This is a genomic window from Leptolyngbya sp. PL-A3 (genome assembly GCF_039962325.1).
Classification (GTDB): Bacteria; Cyanobacteriota; Cyanobacteriia; order Elainellales; family Elainellaceae; genus Vacuolonema.
In genome coordinates this window covers 11,043-26,818 of the sequence record NZ_JAMPLB010000084.1, presented here as the reverse complement: position 1 = coordinate 26,818, position 15,776 = coordinate 11,043, and the positions used below count along the sequence as shown (strand labels likewise).

The window sequence follows — 15,776 nt, the reverse complement described above, 5'->3', positions numbered from 1 at the left end:
GCGATCTAAACGACCTAAGCATCGATTAGGAGGGTCTGGGGCTGTAACCCAGTCCTTGGTGGCCTGAAATGCTCCACCTGAAATGGCAATACTCACGCCAGATGACCCACTAGTAGCAACCCTAGGGGGTGTGGGTTACTGCCTTTCTGTACTGGCCTCTGGTCCATTGGCGATCGCCGTGGGCCTGTTGGGTGGCTGGTATATGGTCGATAAGGTTAAGCGGGGGGAGAAGGCGTTTGATGATATCGAGAATGGACGGATTGAGCGGTACCTGAATGAGTCTCAGCGGCGTGTACTGGCTCAGTTGCCGCCCGTGATTGATCCGTTGCTGTCTCCATCCACAGCATCCACACCCCAGACACAACAGACTGTGGATGCTGTGGTTACAGCTGTGGACGTTACTGCACCCCCCATTTCGGAGCAATGGAGCGGGCAGCAGTGGCAGCTCTGGCAACGCTTAGTGAAGGATTGCCCTGAACTGCGCTATGCATTGATGTGCAAACTGTTGGTGGTTAGTGGTCCACAGCAGACTGGGAAAAGCTCTCTGGCATCGGCGATCGCTTACCTGCGTAGCTACCTGATGGGATGGCCCACCATTGCAGTAACACCTCACGTTGATGGAGAGAAGATTTTTGATGGTCGGGTTGTTGGCGCTGGGAGCAACTTTGAAAGCATTCAAGAGTTCTACACGGATCTGGTCGAGAATTTCACCATGGGCGGCGATCGCCAAAGTTTGGTGATTGATGAGCTGACGCAATACACCAATGAGCACAAGAGGTTGGGTCAATCCCTGGTCAGAACAGCCCTGAGCGAGTCTGATAAACACGGCATTGCTCCAATCCTCATCAACCATGCCAAAACCTTGTCTGGTGGCTTTGCGGGCATTGAGGGAGTGAGAGAGCTGCTGGATAGTTCTGCAATCCAGCTCACTCGTCAATATGGGGAAACACCCTGGGGTGAGCAGACCCGCTCTGCTGAAGTGAGGATCAGCCGACCAGGGCACAACGAAACGACCATCACAATTCCAGACTGGCTGTACCTCGATACTTTGCAGCAGCAATACCCAATTGAAGCGATCGCCACTAAAACACCGGCCCAGGTTGCGGCTCCCGCCCCAGTAGAGCCTCAGCAACAGCCTGAACCAGCTAATCCCTTTGAGATGACCGCAGAGGTTTTAGAGCGGCTTTACGAGGCGAGCCCCAATGCTTCCACAGCCCCAGACGATCAACTGGTGAAGCTTCCCCTAGAACTGAGGGCGATCGCCGAGTTTGCCCATCGACAAAACCGTTGGGTGACGGCTCGGGAAGTGCGATCGGGTATTCCCAGTTTGAAGGAGGGCAAGGTATCGACGGAGGTAATCCGAGGCTACTTTCGTCAACTTGCAAGCCAGGGTTTGGGTGCTGTGGATGGAGAGGGCGATCGCCTCAAATACCGCTTTTAAGGCCCATCCTCACTGTGGACTGTGGATAGGTGTGGATGGTGTGGAACCCAGTGGATTAGGCCGTGGACAGCATCCGCACTCATCCACATCCACAGTCCACACCTCTCTCAGTCCACACCCATATCCACAGTATTCATCCACACCTCATCCATATGACCTATGGCAAGCGGAATTGAACACGGTCGAAGCATCCTATTCACAACCCCGCTCATTGCCCTGGCGGGGTTTTACTGTGGTCTGAGCGATCGCGGCAAGAAAACCTTTGCTCAAATGGAGGCTGTAGCTGGTCTCCGGAATGTATGGACAATCGCTTGGTCCCAACTCTCCAAAGCCTATCTACAGCGTTACTTGTACTGGGATCTACATTGATTGTTACCGCCATGCTTACCTACTACATCTTCTGTAAGCTAGGATTTGGGATGGAAGCGATTAAAGACAACTCTCATGCCTTTTCCCATAGAGCTTAAATTTACTACTCCACATTTATTCCAAGGGCGAGCACAATCAATTACTCTGTACTCTGGATTAACACAAATCGTAGGTCCTAATGGATCGGGAAAGTCTCAAATTCTACGGCACTTAAAAAGTGTCCTCCCCCAATATGCAGGTAGCCGTCACGTAAAATATTTATCTAGCGCACGATTGGCTGCATTGGATGTGTATCGAGCAATTGATACTCGCCATCGCTCTGAACCGTATTATGAAGGAGTACCTCAAGGAATACGGTTAGATCTTTTAGAGGGTGGAGAATACAAAATTGAGACAGCCGCTTCTGCTTTTTATACTTTGAAAAATAGGCCAGATTTACAAGTAAAGATCCGTGAAAGACTTAGAGCTCTCTTCAAACGAGACATTAAATTTCAGTGGACTGCGCAAGGCCTCAATATAGATTTCAATAGAATTGGGGAGGGGACATATTCTTTGTCAATGGAGGCAAGCGGACTGCTTCATGTCATAACTATTTTGACTTCTATTTTTGATGAAAAAATAGGCGTTCTTTTAGTTGACGAACCTGAGTTGTCTCTTCATCCTCAGCTTCAAGCTTTCCTACTACGAGAGATGAAAGCCTATTCGGGTGATCCTAGTGGAACCTGCAAAAAAATTATTGTTATTGCAACACACTCCACAAGCATGATCAGTGTCAGAACGGTAGAAGATATCTCAAATATTATTTTCACGATTGATGCTAATGAATCACCTCGACAAATTTCCCCTGACAATGACACTCTAAAAAATCGTAAACTTAAAGCTTTTGTGTCACAAATTGGTGCATACAAAGATGTATTTTTTACATCTCATCCTTTACTTGTTGAAGGGCCAAGTGATGCATTAATTGCTGAAGCTCTTGAACAAAAATATAATTTATATTTAGGTGCTGCTGGCAGCCAAGTCTTACCAACTTTAAGTAAAGATTCAATGCCTGGAGCTGCGAAGTTGATGAAGCTGATAGGTAAGTGCCCTGTAGTAATGGCAGATCTGGATGGGTTTACTGACTCAGACAATTTAGTCTCGATCTTTAGCGGTGATCCTCAAGCTGAAGAACTAGTACAACGGCAAGGGCATGAAAGTTTAATACGTTATGTACATCAAGTAAAAGATGCACTTGCTAATTTGATTGATAATAGATGGGATGAAATTAGTAGCAAAGCCAAAGAACACTCATACTGGGTGGATGTTAATGAAGAAAATATTGAAATACGTAAAAAACGCTCTGCTGTAGCTGTTTTATTAGCAATGTCAGAGCCTGAAGCCTCATCACTTCTATCATGTGAATGGATTGGCTTACGCCATAGGCTTATAGCTTTGTTAGATATACTCGAAGCTGCTGGCTGCTTCTTTTTGCGTCGTGGAACTATCGAGAACTATTATCAAAATACCCCTGTAGATATATCAAGGAGAGCAGATAAAATAAAATATGCTGAAGTAGAAGCTGTTTCCATTATTGAATCTGAGCAAAGTGTGATTACTCAACAGTATGAAGATATTCTTAAAGTACTTCGTTTTGCTGCACGGTCTCCTGAGATTGATGAAGTGGCAGCTATTAAAGAGTTAATACTGTCAGTCGTCGCACCTGCGATGGTTCGACTTGCTACATCTAACAATCATGATTTACAAAATACTGTTAATAGAATTTTGGGTGAAGATGCGGGTACCATAAAGTTAGAAAAAATTGGTGATGATAAAAAAACTATACTCAGAGTCAGTTTAAAATCTGAAATTCTTAATATCGCAGGGCTACCTATTGACTTACCTCAAGATTGCGATCCTGTACAATTCCTAAACGAGCGATTGGTATCTAGGTAAAAGAACATGGCTTTGAGTAAAGCTTGATTTTGTCTGAACCCAAACTATTATTGAACTCGATCGTACTAATCAAAAAATATTTCCAGCGGGTTACTGTTGCCATCCTTCAATGTTGTAGCCAATACCTTCACTGGGTCATCGTCAGCGTGGCGACCGAGACGGCAAAGGATCTACTTTAGCTTCTAAATCTGGTTTTAACCTCGGTCGCTTGTATGTCACTAATGGGTTCTAGAGAACAAATACGGGCGATCGCACCCTTACACCAACTGCTGGTTGAGATAATCGCACCACTGATGGAACAGCTCAGCATCACCCACTGAAGTCATCTCCTGGCTCCAGAAAGCGCCCCAGTGTCTGCGTACTTCCATGTCGGGCCGCTGCATCTCGCCCCATTGGATAAGAGCCAGCGATCGCACCCGGCGAAACTCTGACTCATCCAGCAGGGGAAGCGCTTTGTTCAGAGTGTTAGTGGCAATGCTGCCTAATTCCTCCACCTTGCATCCTAGTAACATACATAGGGCTTCGGCACGTTGCTGATTAGCCTTCATGTCTACTTGTGGTGCTGGCGGGGTGGGTTGCTGTGCAGACGGAGCACTGACAGGCTTTTTAGATTTGGGTGGTCCCTTGGGCGGCACTGGCTTGTTGTAGGCCGAGCGATCGCGCTGTGGCAGACTGCCCTCATTTTGTAGGTTGTAGGTAGAAGCTCGACCATCACCGGAGCTGTTCATGTACTTGATGAATGCAGCTTTGGTTTTAGGGTCGGTCTGCTCATCCAGATAACGGGCAACTCCCCAGGCTTCCGCTGCTGTTTTGAACGCATCGGCGATCGCCCGCTCAATAGGAGTTCCCCGTGCCATATCCTTGCCCTCTCTGCTACGTAGCTCAAGCTCAGCATTGCCCACTCCTTGACGCTTACGGCCTGCAATGGTGATGGTGCAAGTTACGGTGCAGAACTTATCAATGTAAACAGGAGTCGAGTATTCAACCTCCCATTCTGGACAGACGACATCTAACCGTTCACGGATGATCTGCCAGGGCACATAGAACCAGCGGCCCCCACCCGGGAGATCTCGCTCCTTATGTTCTTCTGGCCTAAACCAGGCTTTGAGCCCGGTCATAACTTCTTCGAGTTCCATGGTCTGAAATTGTGGAATTTTTGATGAGTGCGATCGCCTCCCCTAGAACCGAGATGGCGATCAGTCCGACTTCAATTTTTTTGTCCAATCCCACGGACTGGCCTTTCGAGATATCATGGGCATCAAAACCCCAGTCACCATAAAGCCGTCATCCTCGGAATTGGGCTGACAACAGAACTTGACACCTGTTTCGCCGTCAATAACTTCAAGGTGGATGCGACCATCCATAGCGATTGCAGCCTCGCAAGCTTTCATCAGGAATTGCGCGTCTAGACATACTCGAACACCTGTCTTCCCTTCCATAGAAGCTCGCAGATCTTGTCCTTGCAAAACTTCCGCTTCGTCGTACAGCTTGTAATACTCTTCATCAGACATACAGGTGCTGAGTGCTGCCGGAGAAAACGATCGCATCTCATTGTTTTTATCAAGAGGGCCTTGAAGCTCTACGTTGAGCAGTAGCGCCCCATTGGTCGCTGACACTACATTTTTACCAATCTGAATATTTTTCAGAACCTTTGTTCCGCTCAGCCTGCGGTGCGCGGATAATGAAATCCATTGCAAAACCTTTAGTAACTTGGCGGGGATGTAAGTCATTTTCACTCCGTTTAAAATTGTGGAATTTTTGATGGTTGCGATCGCCTCCCCCTAGGGCTGGAAGGCGATTGCCGTGGATTACCAGAATGAAACGGGCAGGTGAGAGATGGTGTGATCCTCGCGGGCTTGTTGCCTGGGCTGAGGTTCTACAGCTTCACGGCTGGCCTCATACTCCAAGTCTGAGAGTTTATCTTTTAGCTCAAATACTTCGCGCTCAGCGTCGTGTAAATCGCTAACCAAAACTCTGTTCATGCGGCGTAACTCGCTGGCCTCATCTTGAAGATTAAGGAGCGCTTCTTGCAGATCTCCAACCTCAGCATCAACACATTGTTTGATAGTCTGTGCAGCGTTCATTAGGTTCTCATCTGGCATGAACATCCGCTCAATCATTCCTATTAAGTTTTCGATCGCCTGCGTATATGTAGTCATGATTTCCAGGTGTGAGAGTTTGCGGTTGTGGAAGTGCGCTTCCCCTAGAACTGACCGGGGGATTTCAGTGTTTCACGGGCCTGTTGCAGTCCTTCGATCGCCGCCTCCAGATCCTCAACGCCATCGATATTAACCACCTCAATATGACCGTGGCCAAGCCGTTGTCTGAGAAGAATTTGGGGGCGATCGCCCGTGTTCAAAATTTCGACCGTCTTGTGTTTTCCTGCTTCAAATTTCATGGGGCTGTGGGGGTTAAGAGGTTTGTTGCAGAGATGCACTGAGGGGGCATGAAGCCCCCTAGAACTGTCAGTTAAAAGCGACCTGCAATTCTGCTAAAGCTGTCCGTTCGCGCATCTCCAGCTTCGTTGCGGTGAACTGCCCACGCAGCCGTTCCAGCTCAATCTCGTACTGGGCCTGCTGGTCTTGAATAACCTCCAGATCTGCCTGCAAAGATCGATAGCTGGGAGAGTTTCTGAACTCGGCAATGCAGGCATCACGTTGACGATCGTTCTTCAGATCAGAGTCAAACGCTACTTTATGTTTGATGGCAGAATCCAGCTCCGACAGTTGCGCCTTCAGCTCACGGGCCTGACGGGAAAGGTTGAGAATTTCTTGCTGGATAGTAGCGATCGCATTGGGATAATCAGTCAACTGCATAGCTTACCTCTTCGGTTCTAGGGGACGTTGTAGGGACAAGTGCTTTTAAGTCGCTGTCGCTGAGATCGAATTCTTCCTCTGGCGCTGTGAGGGCATCCTCAGGAGAAAGGCCGTAGACATAAGACACGCCATAACTCCAGCCCCACTCCCCCAAGCCTTCCTTGAGGGCCGTTAATGCGCTAATGTACCGCATGGAAATAATGGTGGCAGGGCGATCGCGATGAAGCACGCGAACACTTTCGAATAGCTGGAATGTTGGCGGTAGAACTTGCGCGGGTAGCTCAATGATCAACGATTGGGTATTCATAGGTCACACCAAAATGAAGATATGGAAGGGGCATCAAATGCCCCTTTGCAATGCATCAACCCCTCAGAACACGGGCGATCGCCTCACCCAAGGCATCCCATTCGATACCAGCACTTTCGGCCCACTGCTCAAAATCGGTTTCCGGGGCACCAGCGCCATAGGCTTTGAGTGCCTGCCATTCTTCGGCGGTCAATTCATCAGCAGGCTTGTCAAGCAATGCTTCGAGCTGTTCTTGAGACATGATTGTAATCCTTGTAAATGTGTCGAGTGATGGAGCGACCATTGCAATCGCCCCATTGGGAATTAGCTCAGCAAGCTATCCAGTACGGCTGCAGCAGTGCCATCGTCAGGTGTGTACACATCCCGGTTGCGCTCTACCCAGGCAAGGAAATCGCTTCGGTTGGCATCTGTCACTTGCTCACCAGGGAGAATCAGATCAAGGTGGGAAGCAATTCGGTACAGGCAGTCGTCAACAGCGGCGGGGTTATTCATTAAACTCAACGTGTCGAGGCGCTGGATTTGCTTACGGACATAATCGTTGCTCATCTGGAAATCCTTAATGTGTAGTGAGTGGAGGTGGGGGCACGCGGCCCCCTAGAACTGGATCAACTAGAACGGAGCAACAGCATCGAACTGGCGGCACACATTATCGCTGCCCTCACGACGACTATCGAGATCCTCAGAGGCCATCAACCGGCAATAGGAGCGACGATGCTGCACACCGAAGATCTGGGAGTTGACCGCGCGATCGGGAACGAACCACTTGCACTGGGCGCACAGGACGAACATCAACAGAAGGAGCGGGAAGAACTTGAGTTAACATTGAAGTGCCTCTTAATAAGGGGTCTTATTTGAGGGCGATCGCTTGCACTTTCCTAGGGTGGCGATCGCCCTCTCCTGTTTTAAGCATGGCATCCACATATATTGATGTCAATATATATTGACGTAAAGATGTTGAGTTCTTATTATTAAAAGAAGATGATATTAGAGGCGTATATGTATGGTTGTTGCAGTGCCGAAGGATTACCGCTCAAAGCCGGGAGAGTACGGCGAGACTAAGAAGCAGAAGCAATTCCTAATGACTCCCACGGCTTCTGACCTGCTTGATTCAATGGTTGCCGAGTACAGTACGACTCGTTCAGACCTGCTAGAGCGCGTTGTTCGAGGGTTAGCCGCGTTGGGAAAAGAAGCTCGTGATCATCTCATGCTTGAGATGGGGGTGATTGAAGAGGAAGGCGATCGCCAATGACCATTTCCAATTCAGATCGCATTGCTGAACTGATGGCATTAACGCTGAAAGAGTTTGCTCAAGCAACAAAGCATGTTGCTGATAAGCCATGTGCTCCAGGCCTTGAGCCGAAAGCATTCCTGGTAAGTGAACCACAATTTGCTGAAATTCCTGTCACTCAATTAGGGGTGATGTTGGTACAGAAGCATCGTAGAGGGCTAAAAATTTTCAGTGGATGGGCGCAGTTAGCCGTGAGGCAAGCAGCCAACGAAGGAGAAGCTAGGAGCGATCGCCAATGACAAAGCTCCTCATCCTGGATAAGGATGGTACGATCACGACTCCGAAATCAGGGGCCAAATTCGTTCAATCCCCCAGCGACCAGGTTCTGTTACCGGGAGTGAAGGAGGCGATCGACCGCTACGCTTGGGATGGCTGGAAGATGGCGATCGCCTCCAACCAGGGGGGAGTTGCAGTGGGTCGCAAGACGCTGAGGGAAGCGATTGAGGAGATGCAATACTGCATGAACTTAATTCCCAAAATTGAGTATGGCTTCATGTGTCCAGACTTGGAGGGCAGCACTTATTATGAAATTTGGCGACTTCAAACTGGCGATGAAGAGTGGTTGTGGATAGAGGCGCAGGTATCGAGCAGAACCTATCCAAATTTCCGAAAGCCTGAATGTGGAATGTTAGTAAGAGCAATGGATGTCCATGATCCAAGAATGCTTCCGCAGAATGTGTTGTACGTGGGCGACCGCCCAGAAGACGAAGGCGCGGCCCTAGCAGCTGGTGTGGAGTTTATGTGGGCCGATAAGTGGAGGGCAGGAGCATGACCATCACCGTTGCCAATCTCCGCACTACTAGGGCAGGTATTAGGTGCGACAGAGCTTCTGCCCTGGGGAATCCCTTTGAACTACGAACAGAAGCCGAGCGGGCCGCTGTGGTGGAAGCCTTCCGCCGATACCTCTGGCGGGTTGTTCGTGGTCACAATCCGAAAGAATCAGCTTTGGCGATCGCCTCTGAAATGGATCTGGCTATTGCCTCCAAGTGGCCGGCTCCTGACCGTAACCTATTCATGGCAACACTGTCCAGCCTGGAGCGGGAAGCAGCTCCAACCCTGCTCTGCTGGTGTGCGCCGTTAGAGTGCCACTGCGATGTGATTGCTAAGTATTTGGAGTGGAAGGGGGGCGATCGCCATGATTGAAGAACTCTCGGAGCAGTACAAAGACTTTGCTGCGTTGTTTACCAACCGAGTGCTAGAAGCGGTAGCTGACCGCAACGCTAACCCTATCTATGAAGTGCTAGATGAATATTCCGACCCATCCGGTAAACTAAGCCCCGCAGATTTGGCATTGGTTGGAATATGGCGAACGTTCTTCAAGAATGATGTTGAGTCCTTCCTGTGGCTGGGTTATGCACTTAGCGCTCGGGAGGGATATGAAAAAGTGTTGGCTTACTTTTTTATCACGGCTCAGCAAAAGCCATTAACGTCAGTGGAGGGCGATCGCCCATGATCAAGCTCCTGATCTTGAATAAGGACGGCACTCTAGTCCGTCCGAAATCTGGTGCAAGATTTGTGCAAGCTCCGGACGATCAAGAGTTGCTGCCAGGGGTAATGCAAGCAATCGATTACTACGCTTCGGAGGGCTGGAAGATGGCGATTGTCTCCAATCAAGGAGGCGTTGCCGCAAGGCATAAAACGCTGGATAAGGCAGTTTATGAAATGCGCTATTGCCTGCACCTAACAGCACCACACATCCTAAGGGGATGTCTTTGCCCAGACGCTGAGGGGTTTGAGTGTTATGAGGTGTGGCGTTTCAGCGTTTTCACTCCTATAGATCTTGGCAAGAAATATCGGAATTATTACGGCACATTCCGCAAGCCAAAACCGGGGATGTTAATGTATCTCATCTCGCAGTTCTGCCGCTTATCAAGTGAAGGCTTAATAGATGTATTGATGGTGGGCGATCGCTCTGAAGATTCCGGCGCTGTCTTAGCGGCTGGTGTTGAATTTAAATGGGCACATGAATGGAGGGCAGGAGCATGACCATCACTGTTGCCAACCTCCGCACCACCAGAGCAGGCATCCGCTGTGATAGGGCCTCTGCACTGGGAAATCCCTTTGAACTGCGAAATGAAGCCGAGCGGACCACAGTAGTGGAAGCATTTCGCCGTTATCTTGGCGAGTAGTGCAGGACCAAGATCCAAAAGAAGCAGCGTTGGCGATCGCCTCCGAAATGGAGCTGGCGATCGCTCCCAAGTAGCCAGCTCCTGACCGAGCCCTGTTCACGGTGACACTGGCTAGCCTAGAGCGGGAAGCAGATCCAACCCTACTCTGCTGGTGTGCGCCGTTGGAGTGTCACTGCGATGTGATTGCTAAGTATTTGAAATGGAAGGGAGGCGATCGCCATAAAGCCATCAGTTGAATTCCTATTCCACCGTGCCTGCGATCGCTGCCACTCCTAGTGGACGCAAGCAGACCTATTGAACCTGGAGCAGTCCTACTGCCTCCACTATGGCTACAAGAATGCAGTGGAGCTGCCTGTGGCTCACGGTATCAGCGAGAAGTTTAAGCCAGAGTATCGGCACTCTATTGTGCAGATTCTGGGGGGAGTTGTAGAGGAGATTGAGGGAAGTCTTAGGGGAGGCGATCGCCATGGCTAGGTTAGACGTGCCAATGCTGAACATGACTGAGTCAGTAGAGTCATGCCAGCATCAGTTGTACATCCTCAACTATGCATGGCATTGCGCCCTTGATAGTGGCGATATTGACTACTGCGACTTGCTAAATGAGCTGAAAGAGCTGCTGTGGAACCAGTACAAGAAATTAGGTGTGGAAGCAGTACAGCCAGGTGACATTGTGCCGTGGGGTCGTAAGCGAACACTGAGCCAGCTTATTGAGGGCGATCGCCAGGCCTGAAGTTATCAAGTGTTGATTCAAATTGGAGGTAATGGAAAGATGATGATTGATTTAGAAGTAGGGGAAGACTTATTAACCCGGCAATGTAAGAAGGTGCAGGAGGAGAGGCGAAATTGTTAGCATCAGGATATGAATAAACCCGATGCTCGCCTGCTCAATCCGTCCACTCAGAATTACCTACACCAACAAGCAATTCGCCTCAAGCAGCAAGGTAAGCGGAATGTTGATGTTGTGGCTTATCTAGACGTGCATCGGAATACGGTCTCTGAGTGGTGGCAGCAGTATCAGCAAGTGGGAGATGCGGCGCTCGAACAACAGCCACGAGGGCACAAACTGGGAGACGGGCGCACGTTGAGTGCCATTGAGGAAGCTGGGGTGCAGCAGCAGATGCAAACGCATTTCCCAAATAAGTTGGGGATCGACAGTGCGTTGTGGACGCGCCAAGCCGTAGAGTGTTTAATTGAGCAACTGTGCGGTGTTGTGATGCCGATTCGTACCGTTGGAGAGTATCTCAAGCGGTGGGGAATGACTCCCCAAAAGCCATTGAAGCGAGCCTATGAACAAAACCTTCAAGAGGTTGAAGCATGGTTGCAAACGGGGTATCCTACCCTCGAGCAGAAGGCAAAGCGACAAGGGGCAGAGATTGCTTGGGGAGATGAATCAGGGCTACGCTCCCATTCTCAAGTCGGTCGAGGTTATGCCCGCAAAGGAGATACCCCTGAGATTCGACTCAATACCCAGAGGGTGTGAGTCAACTATATTGCCAGCATTGACAACTAGGGGACAGTTCGTTTCATGCTCTACACTCGGAAACTAACCGCCCAAGTATTCATTGTGTTTTTAGAGCGTTTGATTGCCAAGCGAAACCGGAAGTTGGTGTGGATTGTAGACCGGCATCCGGTGTATCGCTCGCAAGTTGTGCAGCAATGGTTAAAGGCACATCGAGCGGCGATTGAGTTGGTGTATCTGCCACCCTACTCACCCCAGTTGAATCCAGCGGAGTATCTCAATTGTGATGTCAAGCAAGGAGTACACTCGAAACCGCCTACGCGGAACTAGCAGCAATTGCAGCAGCGTGTGTTGTCGCACCTGCGGAAACTTCAAAAGTTGCCGAGTCGCGTGATGCGATATTTCAAGCATCCATCGATTGCTTACGCTGCTTAGAATGCACCCTCAATGATTGCCGGGTTAATAACAATAAATACACCCCGTGGGGCGATTATCCTCATATGGGCAGAGGAAGGAGCAGACCTTTTAATTTCTGTTGGAACTGATCCTGAAACCACAGTTCCAGAGGTGAAAGACAGAATTGGAGAAGAGTATGAAGGGTTTGATTTAGTCGCTAAGCGTGTTTGTGATGTGTGGCTTTTCCACCCACAGAGTGAGCTTCTTCAGCCGTAGACCATGACTGAAACAACTAAGCGGTTAAGTATGGGTGTGGGGTTTCTACTCATTACTGCTCTACTTATCTATGCAGGGATGAGCGAAGATCAGGAGATGACCGAGAAGATACTCATCATTCTTGTGGCTGCCACGGGTGGGTTTGGAGCAGGTTATGTACTTGGGAGAGGTTAGAGGGTGATCATCCCTACTAGCCCATCTCAGAGCCCCATAGTCCTTCTCAACAGAAAGCCCCCAGCTCACAGCATGGGGGCTTTCTGTTGGCAGTGCCCCCCATAAACGTTAGTCTAAATTCAGCCACCGCTGAGCCTTGAGATGAGACAATCGCCATGACAGAACGACTAGACCGCATTGAAGTCATATTGGAGCAGCTGGCAAAGCAGCAGCAGGGTACACAGGCAAAGCTTGACGCTGTTGCCGAGAATTTGGAGTCTGTTACCCAACAGCTGGAGTTGTGAGTGAGGGATTGACCCGGCTAGAAAACTTGGCAGAGCGCATTCTACTGGCAATTGATAAGCAGACAGATAGCATCAATGCCCACGTGCAGTTGCCTCAGCAGCAATCTGCCAATGTCTCTGAGCTGTCTAAATTAGTGGCAAGTCAGGCGGCAACGGTTGACTTCCTTGTTCGAAGAGAGTCTTAGCGATTGCCATCTCTCCCCTAGAACAGAGAAAGCCCCCAGATAATCTAGGGGGCTTTTGTATGGAAATCAGTTTGATCACGGCTCAATCGTAGTGATACCAGCTTAAAGCTCAAATTAGGCAGATGGTTGTGGGGAAATGACTCTGCGAGCCATTTCCCCACAACCATCTGCCCTACACTCTAGTCAAATTGGTATGACTTAGTAAAGGCAGCGATCGTCACATGACCCACTGTTGAATTGCAAAAACAGGCTCCAAATTTTGATTTATTCAATTGGATTAAAAGTTAGGGCCAATTATTTTAAGTGGGGCAATGGCGATCGCAACTCCCCCTAGAATTCCTGAAGTTAAGAAGAAGCGGCTCTAAATTTTCTCTAGGACATAGTGGTGGTTTGGAATAGAAGCCTTCTCTATGCCCGATTGTTTCGTCTAGAGTAAATTCAGCACAAGCAGTATAGCATTAATATTTACGAGGGATTGCCCTTTAACTAAGTATGAAGGCTATTCCAAAGAAACTAACCAAAATCCAGGCTTCGACAGGGTAGCTTTAAGCTATATATTCAGCATTAGTAGACAATCTTCACAGCGTAAGAGGTGTTGTATTCAGCCAGGAATAGCAATACTCAGAAGGATATTAGCTATTAACTAAGCAAGATAATCATCAAGTGCATTATCTAATAACATCAATTACCGTTGACGAGCTAAGCATTACAATACAATATTTAGCCTATATTCTTATTGGATTAAGCAATATAATTCTGTATTATTGACATAATTCTATTAGTTTTAGGGCGCTATTAACTGTAAAACGAAGAGAGTTTTCGAGGTTGAAACCAAACATTATAAAAAATTCCAAAGCTTGAGAACCGTTGTGCCTGGCCAGGTTCAGCAATATTCAGAAGGGTATTAATCAACTAAATAGGATAATCATTAAATGCATTATTTAATAACATTAATCACCGTTGACGAGCTAAGCATCGCAATACAATAATCAGCCCATATTCCTGTCAGATTAATCAATAAAACATCATCCTGCTAACACAATTTTTTATCGACCGTATAATGAAGAGATTTTTAGGATTTAAATTGGATTTTATTGAAGATTTGCACTAGAATGAGGCGATGAGTGAGGCCCCTTATTTATTGCTTCTACCTCTTCTCATAGCATCTGCCCCTGTTGATCAGCTCCTTCCTCTTGGATGGAGTTAAAATCAATCTTTCCTGGTTTCCCTATGTTCCCCTGCACTCGATCACTCCCACCCAATGCAACAATCCAGAAGAGTTCCGCATGGTATTCGACGCTTCCAAAGTTTTACGCTCCTGGCTGGCGGGCGATCGCCCCAGTGAACAACTAAAAAGCTTGCTGGATCTTAGCTTGGTTCAATTTGTTGAGAATGAGGGAATTAAAATAACAATTCCTGAAGGCTCTTATGAAGAAGTTGAGCCATTTTTAGAGCAGATCTTAATAAAGGCAGCACTTTTTGAAGGGCCAGAGCGGTCTTTTTCTGTATGGGAAAAAGACAAACGAATGGCTTACTATTCACCACGCGCGATCAAATCTTATGAGAAAAAAGGGATTAGTCTAAATTAGAACCAAATGCTTCTAAATAGTCAGCTGCTCCGTCTCCTTTAAATAATCGCGTAAGCCTTCCATATTCTTTGAAGGTAGGCTCTGAGCCCTCTAGTAAATCTTGCATTCTTTCCTCTGGAATGCCTGTAACTTCTGATGCCTGAACAAGGGTGCGATCGCCCAATGCTTTTAGCAATATGCGAGCAGCTTTCCGGTTTTTGTGAGCGACCACTTTAACACTCCCTTGATCCTTAATCCTCTTTGTAGAATCGTAAGGCTTAGTGTCAACTTCATCCGCAACCTTGCCCACTTTCTGTGTATCAAGGCTAGCTTTCCTAAATCCTGGTTCTTTGTCTATATTTTCAGGATCAGTAGTCTGAGTAAGACTCCGTAACCTTCCCGTTGCCAATAATATTAAATCCCAGGGTTCAAAAGGCTTCCCCGTTGCAGGCTCTATAAGCTGGCGGGCAATTGCCAAGATGGTGTCTGGATCTGGTTTTGACCCTATCATTTCGCCTGGTCGATTTTTGCGATGTTTTCGTAAAGCGCCAATCGTGTTAGACGCAACTCCAGCAAAACTTGCAAACTCATTCTGGCTAATCCGCCTGTCTTCCAGGTGAGCGTCAATCAGCCGAGCAATTTCTTTCAGTCCATCTGGGTCATAAAATCGCTCTGAGTCCACGGCACAACACCTAAGTCAGTTGCCTCATCATGCAACACGGTGCATATTTTTAGGCAGTTTATATTGCACGCACTATGCAGCATGCGTTATACTGCACAAACTTCACATTTAGGTAATCACAAATGAGCCTTGCAAGTCGAAAGCTGAAGCCTCAGGTCATGGCTGGGTTTGTGCGTGGTGAGACTCCTGCTGAACTGCATCGCCGCTACTCAGAAGAGGTGTCTCACAACACTATCTATCGGTGGTGGAACGAATGGAAAAAGCAGGAATCCGAAATCAAGAGACAACCCGAGGCGATCGCATCATGACGGCTTCTGCAAGGCCAGTACGGCTCCCCTTTTAAAGCAAGAAGCAGCGGTATCCCGGCCAAGGTACCCCCGCTGCTCCATCCCCAAAGAGAGGACAAATTCATTATGACTTCAGTTGCTGAAGCTTTTGCTACTTTAGCAGAGCATAAAACAAATGTT

31 protein-coding genes are annotated in these 15,776 nt (G+C 48.2%); 21 read left to right on the top strand and 10 right to left on the bottom strand.

Going from position 1 to position 15,776, the window contains the following annotated elements:
- Window positions 1-82 precede the first annotated feature (82 nt).
- The 3 genes from NDI52_RS31095 to NDI52_RS31085 all read left to right on the top strand — a co-directional run bounded on the left by NDI52_RS31095 (window position 83) and on the right by NDI52_RS31085 (window position 3,745).
- On the top strand, window positions 83-1,441 hold the full coding sequence (locus NDI52_RS31095; RefSeq protein ID WP_348256978.1) for a hypothetical protein: 1,359 nt from the start codon (window positions 83-85) through the stop codon (window positions 1,439-1,441).
- A 159-nt stretch (window positions 1,442-1,600) separates the two neighbouring features.
- Window positions 1,601-1,810, top strand: a complete 210-nt coding sequence (locus NDI52_RS31090) for a hypothetical protein (RefSeq protein WP_190770045.1) — start codon at window positions 1,601-1,603, stop codon at window positions 1,808-1,810.
- 75 nt (window positions 1,811-1,885) lie between these two features.
- The gene (locus NDI52_RS31085) at window positions 1,886-3,745 is read left to right on the top strand and encodes an AAA family ATPase (protein ID WP_190770044.1); all 1,860 of its coding nucleotides are present in this window, start codon (window positions 1,886-1,888) and stop codon (window positions 3,743-3,745) included.
- Between the two features lie 257 nt (window positions 3,746-4,002).
- On the opposite strand, the gene NDI52_RS31080 is transcribed toward NDI52_RS31085, so the two are convergent.
- The 9 genes from NDI52_RS31080 to NDI52_RS31040 form a co-directional block, all read right to left on the bottom strand.
- A complete protein-coding gene (locus NDI52_RS31080; RefSeq protein WP_190770043.1) occupies window positions 4,003-4,881 on the bottom strand; it encodes a hypothetical protein in 879 nt (292 codons plus the stop codon).
- 60 nt (window positions 4,882-4,941) lie between these two features.
- Window positions 4,942-5,475: a hypothetical protein gene (locus NDI52_RS31075; RefSeq protein WP_190770042.1), complete on the bottom strand. Its 534-nt coding sequence runs from the start codon at window positions 5,473-5,475 to the stop codon at window positions 4,942-4,944.
- A 78-nt stretch (window positions 5,476-5,553) separates the two neighbouring features.
- Complete coding sequence (locus NDI52_RS31070) at window positions 5,554-5,904, bottom strand: hypothetical protein (RefSeq protein WP_348256977.1); 351 nt, start codon at window positions 5,902-5,904, stop codon at window positions 5,554-5,556.
- A gap of 44 nt (window positions 5,905-5,948) precedes the next feature.
- Window positions 5,949-6,143: a hypothetical protein gene (locus tag NDI52_RS31065; RefSeq protein ID WP_190770040.1), complete on the bottom strand. Its 195-nt coding sequence runs from the start codon at window positions 6,141-6,143 to the stop codon at window positions 5,949-5,951.
- 67 nt (window positions 6,144-6,210) lie between these two features.
- Window positions 6,211-6,561 (bottom strand): hypothetical protein, encoded by a 351-nt coding sequence (locus tag NDI52_RS31060; protein WP_190770039.1) that lies wholly within the window; start codon window positions 6,559-6,561, stop codon window positions 6,211-6,213.
- Window positions 6,548-6,868: a hypothetical protein gene (locus NDI52_RS31055; RefSeq protein WP_190770038.1), complete on the bottom strand. Its 321-nt coding sequence runs from the start codon at window positions 6,866-6,868 to the stop codon at window positions 6,548-6,550. The genes NDI52_RS31060 and NDI52_RS31055 overlap by 14 nt, the downstream gene beginning before the upstream one ends.
- A 55-nt stretch (window positions 6,869-6,923) precedes the next feature.
- Window positions 6,924-7,109: a hypothetical protein gene (locus NDI52_RS31050; RefSeq protein ID WP_190770037.1), complete on the bottom strand. Its 186-nt coding sequence runs from the start codon at window positions 7,107-7,109 to the stop codon at window positions 6,924-6,926.
- Between the two features lie 62 nt (window positions 7,110-7,171).
- Window positions 7,172-7,414, bottom strand: a complete 243-nt coding sequence (locus NDI52_RS31045; RefSeq protein ID WP_190770036.1) for a hypothetical protein — start codon at window positions 7,412-7,414, stop codon at window positions 7,172-7,174.
- 133 nt (window positions 7,415-7,547) lie between these two features.
- Window positions 7,548-7,691 (bottom strand): hypothetical protein, encoded by a 144-nt coding sequence (locus NDI52_RS31040; protein ID WP_190770035.1) that lies wholly within the window; start codon window positions 7,689-7,691, stop codon window positions 7,548-7,550.
- A gap of 177 nt (window positions 7,692-7,868) precedes the next feature.
- On the opposite strand from NDI52_RS31040, the gene NDI52_RS31035 reads away from it, so the two are divergent.
- The 17 genes from NDI52_RS31035 (at window position 7,869) to NDI52_RS30955 (ending at window position 14,648) form a co-directional block, all read left to right on the top strand.
- Window positions 7,869-8,117 carry a hypothetical protein gene (locus tag NDI52_RS31035; RefSeq protein ID WP_190770034.1) on the top strand — a complete coding sequence of 83 codons (249 nt, stop codon included), beginning with the start codon at window positions 7,869-7,871 and terminating at the stop codon, window positions 8,115-8,117.
- Window positions 8,114-8,395, top strand: a complete 282-nt coding sequence (locus tag NDI52_RS31030; RefSeq protein ID WP_190770033.1) for a hypothetical protein — start codon at window positions 8,114-8,116, stop codon at window positions 8,393-8,395. Before NDI52_RS31035 ends, NDI52_RS31030 begins: the two co-directional genes overlap by 4 nt.
- On the top strand, window positions 8,392-8,928 hold the full coding sequence (locus tag NDI52_RS31025; RefSeq protein ID WP_190770032.1) for an HAD hydrolase-like protein: 537 nt from the start codon (window positions 8,392-8,394) through the stop codon (window positions 8,926-8,928). The genes NDI52_RS31030 and NDI52_RS31025 overlap by 4 nt, the downstream gene beginning before the upstream one ends.
- The gene (locus NDI52_RS31020; protein WP_190770031.1) at window positions 8,925-9,299 is read left to right on the top strand and encodes a DUF4326 domain-containing protein; all 375 of its coding nucleotides are present in this window, start codon (window positions 8,925-8,927) and stop codon (window positions 9,297-9,299) included. Before NDI52_RS31025 ends, NDI52_RS31020 begins: the two co-directional genes overlap by 4 nt.
- Window positions 9,292-9,609 (top strand): hypothetical protein, encoded by a 318-nt coding sequence (locus tag NDI52_RS31015; protein WP_190770030.1) that lies wholly within the window; start codon window positions 9,292-9,294, stop codon window positions 9,607-9,609. Before NDI52_RS31020 ends, NDI52_RS31015 begins: the two co-directional genes overlap by 8 nt.
- Window positions 9,606-10,142: an HAD-IIIA family hydrolase gene (locus tag NDI52_RS31010; protein WP_190770029.1), complete on the top strand. Its 537-nt coding sequence runs from the start codon at window positions 9,606-9,608 to the stop codon at window positions 10,140-10,142. The genes NDI52_RS31015 and NDI52_RS31010 overlap by 4 nt, the downstream gene beginning before the upstream one ends.
- Window positions 10,139-10,285, top strand: coding sequence for a DUF4326 domain-containing protein (locus tag NDI52_RS31005; protein WP_190770028.1), 147 nt, complete (start codon window positions 10,139-10,141; stop codon window positions 10,283-10,285). The genes NDI52_RS31010 and NDI52_RS31005 overlap by 4 nt, the downstream gene beginning before the upstream one ends.
- Before the next feature lie 101 nt (window positions 10,286-10,386).
- Window positions 10,387-10,521, top strand: coding sequence for a DUF4326 domain-containing protein (locus NDI52_RS31000; protein WP_190770027.1), 135 nt, complete (start codon window positions 10,387-10,389; stop codon window positions 10,519-10,521).
- Between the two features lie 58 nt (window positions 10,522-10,579).
- On the top strand, window positions 10,580-10,759 hold the full coding sequence (locus NDI52_RS30995; protein WP_190770026.1) for a hypothetical protein: 180 nt from the start codon (window positions 10,580-10,582) through the stop codon (window positions 10,757-10,759).
- Complete coding sequence (locus tag NDI52_RS30990; protein ID WP_190770025.1) at window positions 10,752-11,015, top strand: hypothetical protein; 264 nt, start codon at window positions 10,752-10,754, stop codon at window positions 11,013-11,015. Before NDI52_RS30995 ends, NDI52_RS30990 begins: the two co-directional genes overlap by 8 nt.
- A gap of 129 nt (window positions 11,016-11,144) precedes the next feature.
- Window positions 11,145-11,765, top strand: coding sequence for an IS630 family transposase (locus NDI52_RS30985; protein ID WP_242045867.1), 621 nt, complete (start codon window positions 11,145-11,147; stop codon window positions 11,763-11,765).
- Window positions 11,766-11,810: 45 nt separating this feature from the next.
- A complete protein-coding gene (locus tag NDI52_RS30980; RefSeq protein ID WP_242045866.1) occupies window positions 11,811-12,074 on the top strand; it encodes a transposase in 264 nt (87 codons plus the stop codon).
- Between the two features lie 117 nt (window positions 12,075-12,191).
- The gene (locus tag NDI52_RS30975) at window positions 12,192-12,416 is read left to right on the top strand and encodes a hypothetical protein (RefSeq protein ID WP_190770023.1); all 225 of its coding nucleotides are present in this window, start codon (window positions 12,192-12,194) and stop codon (window positions 12,414-12,416) included.
- A 3-nt stretch (window positions 12,417-12,419) separates the two neighbouring features.
- Entirely contained in the window at window positions 12,420-12,590 is a 171-nt protein-coding gene (locus tag NDI52_RS30970; protein ID WP_190770022.1) for a hypothetical protein, read from the top strand.
- 155 nt (window positions 12,591-12,745) lie between these two features.
- On the top strand, window positions 12,746-12,874 hold the full coding sequence (locus tag NDI52_RS30965) for a hypothetical protein (RefSeq protein ID WP_277874824.1): 129 nt from the start codon (window positions 12,746-12,748) through the stop codon (window positions 12,872-12,874).
- Complete coding sequence (locus tag NDI52_RS30960; RefSeq protein ID WP_190770021.1) at window positions 12,871-13,059, top strand: hypothetical protein; 189 nt, start codon at window positions 12,871-12,873, stop codon at window positions 13,057-13,059. The genes NDI52_RS30965 and NDI52_RS30960 overlap by 4 nt, the downstream gene beginning before the upstream one ends.
- Window positions 13,060-14,252: 1,193 nt before the next feature.
- A complete protein-coding gene (locus tag NDI52_RS30955; protein ID WP_190770020.1) occupies window positions 14,253-14,648 on the top strand; it encodes a hypothetical protein in 396 nt (131 codons plus the stop codon).
- Here the strand turns inward: NDI52_RS30955 and NDI52_RS30950 are convergent.
- On the bottom strand, window positions 14,635-15,309 hold the full coding sequence (locus NDI52_RS30950; protein ID WP_190770019.1) for a hypothetical protein: 675 nt from the start codon (window positions 15,307-15,309) through the stop codon (window positions 14,635-14,637). The genes NDI52_RS30955 and NDI52_RS30950 overlap by 14 nt on opposite strands.
- Before the next feature lie 122 nt (window positions 15,310-15,431).
- Between NDI52_RS30950 and NDI52_RS30945 the strand changes: the two genes are divergently transcribed.
- On the top strand, window positions 15,432-15,617 hold the full coding sequence (locus NDI52_RS30945; RefSeq protein ID WP_190770018.1) for a hypothetical protein: 186 nt from the start codon (window positions 15,432-15,434) through the stop codon (window positions 15,615-15,617).
- The last annotated feature ends 159 nt before the right edge of the window (window positions 15,618-15,776 follow it).